General features: G+C 42.1%; 5 protein-coding genes. 1 reads left to right on the forward strand and 4 read right to left on the reverse strand.

From position 1 onward, the window contains the following. The coding region (locus tag RAC86_RS35945; RefSeq protein ID WP_377886713.1) for an SMI1/KNR4 family protein at positions 1-366 on the reverse strand (366 nt) is incomplete at its 3' end. Between the two features lie 127 nt (positions 367-493). Here RAC86_RS35945 and RAC86_RS35950 point away from each other — a divergent pair. Then, the gene (locus RAC86_RS35950) at positions 494-1,930 is read left to right on the forward strand and encodes a flavin monoamine oxidase family protein (protein WP_377886714.1); all 1,437 of its coding nucleotides are present in this window, start codon (positions 494-496) and stop codon (positions 1,928-1,930) included. 249 nt (positions 1,931-2,179) lie between these two features. On the opposite strand, the gene csaA is transcribed toward RAC86_RS35950, so the two are convergent. The 3 genes from csaA to RAC86_RS35965 form a co-directional block, all read right to left on the reverse strand. Then, positions 2,180-2,512, reverse strand: a complete 333-nt coding sequence (csaA, locus tag RAC86_RS35955; RefSeq protein ID WP_116316649.1) for a chaperone CsaA — start codon at positions 2,510-2,512, stop codon at positions 2,180-2,182. A 64-nt stretch (positions 2,513-2,576) separates the two neighbouring features. After that, the gene (locus RAC86_RS35960; RefSeq protein WP_015251919.1) at positions 2,577-3,302 is read right to left on the reverse strand and encodes a helix-turn-helix domain-containing protein; all 726 of its coding nucleotides are present in this window, start codon (positions 3,300-3,302) and stop codon (positions 2,577-2,579) included. Positions 3,303-3,316: 14 nt separating this feature from the next. After that, on the reverse strand, positions 3,317-4,060 hold the full coding sequence (locus RAC86_RS35965; RefSeq protein ID WP_015251918.1) for a GNAT family N-acetyltransferase: 744 nt from the start codon (positions 4,058-4,060) through the stop codon (positions 3,317-3,319). Between the last annotated feature and the right edge of the window lie 73 nt (positions 4,061-4,133).

Consider the following 4,133-nt stretch of genomic DNA (forward strand, 5'->3'; position numbering starts at 1 on the left):
GCATTCTTCCAATAAGTAGCCAATTGGAATACCATTGATATCTTCAAACAAATCCTCATATTTTAACTCCTCTTCAATCTCTTCAAGGCTAAATAGCTGAAGTCCTCCACCTATATTCTCCCCATCAGAAAGAATCTCAAAAATTTTCGCACCGTTATGCAGTGTCATGAACTTCTGATAATCCTCTGGAAGGGTAATCTGATGTTTAGCTTCAAAGCTTTTAATGTCGTTAAGGGTTGCTTTGTCCTGTGAAAATGTAACAAGGAACTCCATGATATCCCCTTCAGAACAAAACAATTGAATGGCTCCTTTTTCATCTAAAAGACTTTTCAAGCCATTTACCGTCTTATGAACAAAGTTAGTCACATACATCACCCCTTTATTTCCTTTTAACAATAACCTTTCAAATTCCAAAAGATGTGAACAGATCGTGATAGGTGCTCTTTTCAGTGAATATAATGCAATAAATTCTAAAAAGAGGTGCCTCCAAAAATTGAATTCTCTAATGAATGATGACATGGTAAAGATCATTAGAAATGGCCTTAGCGCGTCACAGCATCCAAAGCACATTCTTGTTATAGGAGCTGGATTGTCCGGGCTTGTATCAGCATCTTTGTTGAAAAATGCCGGTCACAGAGTAACGATTCTCGAAGCGAGCGGCAGAGCGGGCGGCCGTGTCTGCACTTTGAGATCTCCCTTTAGTGATGATTTGTATTTCAACGCTGGCCCGATGCGCATACCGAATAACCATTCGTTAACCTTAGAATATATCAAAAAATTCAAATTGCCAACAAATGTATTTATCAACAGAACCCCGATGGACATCATTTATGCAAATGGAATCAAAACACGTCTCCAAGTTTTTGAACGAGCTCCTGGAATATTGAGATATCCAGTTGCACCAAATGAACAAGGGAAAACGTCTGAAGAGCTGTTGCTTTCTTTACTGCAGCCTATTCTAAATTTTATCAATCAAAATCCAGCGAGAAATTGGCGGATTGTCGAAGAACAATACAAAAATCATTCGTTAAGCTCTTTTTTAAACACGTATTTTTCATATGGCGCGATCGATATGATCGGTGTACTTTTGGATATGGAAGCGTATATGGGGATGTCCCTTGTTGAAGTATTGCGGGAATCTATCTTTTTTTCATCGCCCGCTCACTTCTATGAGATAACTGGCGGTATGGATCTGCTGCCTCACGCGTTTCTTCCTCAATTAAAAACAAACATTCTATACCATCAAAAAATGATGAAAATGTCTCAGGGTGAAAATAGTGTTACGATCCATTGTCAGCATCAACAAACGGCAGAATTTGCATCGTTCACAGCAGATCTCGCTATTGTAACCATTCCTTTTTCAACATTGCGATTTGTAAAAGTCGAACCATACCATTCATTCTCTTACTATAAACGGAGGGCCATCCGTGAGCTAAACTATATCAGTGCAACAAAAATCGGCATAGAGTTTAAAAGCCGATTTTGGGAAAAAGCCGGTCAGCGCGGCGGCAAATCTATTACTGATCTTCCGATTCGTTTTTCATATTATCCAAGCAGAAATATTGGAGCAAATGGACATGCCGTCATTCTGGCGAGTTATACTTGGGCTGATGAGGCACTAATATGGGACAGTCTTTCAGAAGGAGAGCGAATCCAGTATACTTTACTGAATTTATCTGAAATCTATGGTGATATTGTGTGGTCTGAATTTGTGTCTGGCATTTCTTTTAGCTGGAGCCAGTACCCGTATTCTGCGGGAGGTTTTACAGCTTTCGAACCAGGACAAGAATTAGAGCTGTATCCCTATATTCCTGTCCCTGCGGGCAGAATTCATTTCGCCGGAGAACACGCCTCACTCACTCATGCGTGGATGCAAGGCGCGATTGAATCTGGAATACGTGTTGCTTATGAGGTCAATCGCTTACCTTAGATCATGCTCACCTTCTGTACTAAAAAATTATTACATTTCATATAATAAGATCTTGATTAGACGGACAAATTCAATCACAAAAACAAAGTAATCCTTGCAATCCTTCGCCCTCCATGCTATATTCATATAGCGATGAGCTGAATTGTGTAAGCCGATGTACATGCCTTTACGGCACACACGAATGTGGCGTGTGGTGCATCGCCTCAATACGCAAAAGACGTTTGCCTTAGGCAAACGTCTTTTTTTGCGTTATCCGATTTTTGTGCCGTTTGGAACAGGCTGATCCGGCTGCAAAAGGACGACGTCGCCCTGGCCGGGTATGCCGCCGAGGACCAAGACTTCCGATTTAAATCCGGCGATCCGGCGGGGCGGAAAGTTCACGACTGCTATGACTTGCTTGTTGATGAGATTTTCCGGCTTATAACGCTTCGTGATCTGCGCGCTCGATTGTTTTAAGCCGATTTCAGTCCCAAAATCTATCACAAGCTTGATTGCCGGTACTCTTGCTTCAGGAAATTCTTCCGCTTTTACAATTGTTCCCGTTCTGATATCCAATTTCTCAAAGTCTTCAATAACTGCCATATCAATAACTCCTTTTTCTCCTATTGTAAAGGAGATATACAATATTCTTTTAACGAAAGAGCCATCATTTTTTATCCGAATATAAGGTGTTTCGATACAGGCGGGGCGGCATTCCTGTGCTTTTCGTGAACCATCTTGTAAAAGAAGAAAGGTTTTGAAAGCCCAGCGCCTCGCTCACGACGGTAAGGGTTTCATTTCTCTCCATCAGCATTCGTTTTGCTTCCTCAAGGCGAAGGTCGGCAATATAGTTCTGCGGGGACTTCCCTGTCTGTTTTTTGAACCAGCTTGAATAGTAAGCTGGGTGATAATGCTCGATTTCTGCCAGCTTCTTAATCGTCAGCCGCTCAAATAAATGGCTGTGAATGTATGCAATTGAGGCATAGCTATGGGATTGAAGCTTTTCTTTTATGTATTGTACTAGCATATGAAGCGAGTTGGCTGTTCCGGCCTTTGCTTCCTCTGTCAGCAAATACCTGATCGAAGACCAGAAAGGATCGAGGGCAGCTTCAATTCCTGATCCTGCACGATACTCATCAATTTTCATTGCATGAAGCGGAACATCCAGTACAAGACATTCATTTCTTCCGATAGAACGAAAACGATGCTCACACTCCGGCGGAATATATAAAAAATGATCTGGCTTTAATTTCACCTGGCGCTCTTCAGTCTCAAGATCAATACTCCCTTCAAGCGGAAAAAGAAATTGGCTGTATGCGTGCTTATGTGAATGATAAAGGTGTGTGTATGTCCGTTTTTCGCAAATCATCTCTTGAAGCGAGTCCATCAGCAAACCCCTTCCTTTGGTCATCTTTTAATCCGGTAATGGTGTTCCGATATAGGCGAAAATCCGATTTTTTCATATAAAGAAACTGCCGCCAGATTTTCTTTCATCACTTGTAAAAACATGCGTTCCGCTCCGTTGTTTTTTGCCCATTCAGTCAACACCCTGATCACTTGGGTTCCTGCCCCTTTTCCTCTGTGCTCCTCAGCTACAACGATATTACTAAGTCCGCCATAACCATCAATGACAGAAACCGTGCCAAGCGCTGTCAGGCTTTCTTTGTCATACATCTTGAAAAAAGTTTTACACGGCGGCATGCGTTCGAAAATGTGTTTGTAACCTTTGTGACGCTCGGGTGAAAACCCTTCTAATTGAATAAATTCATCTATCCAAACAGATGATGGCTCTTGTTCCCACTTGTATGTAAATCGGCTGTTGTCATTTGTTCGGCTCATAATTGACCGGCACAATGCTGTCATCTGGAAGCACTCGTCTACCTTTTCATAACGGCTGTCTGCCAAAGCGTCATCAAGCCCTTTCGGTGATGCGTTGCTAATATGAAAACAAACAGGTAAGCCTAAACTTTGATAAAAAAGTTCGGCCTCTAGCTGAAAATTCCCTTCAGGCATATCCGCAGAAGTCCATACGCTATTTGCCCTTTTGGTTACGCCAAAATTCGCTCTGAGAAGCCATTGCCCTACGCTTTTTTGAAAATAAGCCGGCCATGAAGCTGCCGCTAACCGTTCAATCTTGTGAATGTCATCCATTGCATAATGCCTCTCCCCTATGTTTACTCCCTTGATTTTATACCTGTCCCTTATCAACATCTCCAGGCCCACG

The organism is Bacillus sp. LR_5, assembly GCF_042709275.1.

What these genes read in the sequence shown, in the direction of transcription:
- csaA (WP_116316649.1), bottom strand. Translation starts at nt 2,512, where the DNA reads ATGGCAGTTATTGAAGACTTTGAGAAATTGGATATCAGAACGGGAACA.
- RAC86_RS35965 (WP_015251918.1), bottom strand. Translation starts at nt 4,060, where the DNA reads ATGGATGACATTCACAAGATTGAACGGTTAGCGGCAGCTTCATGGCCG.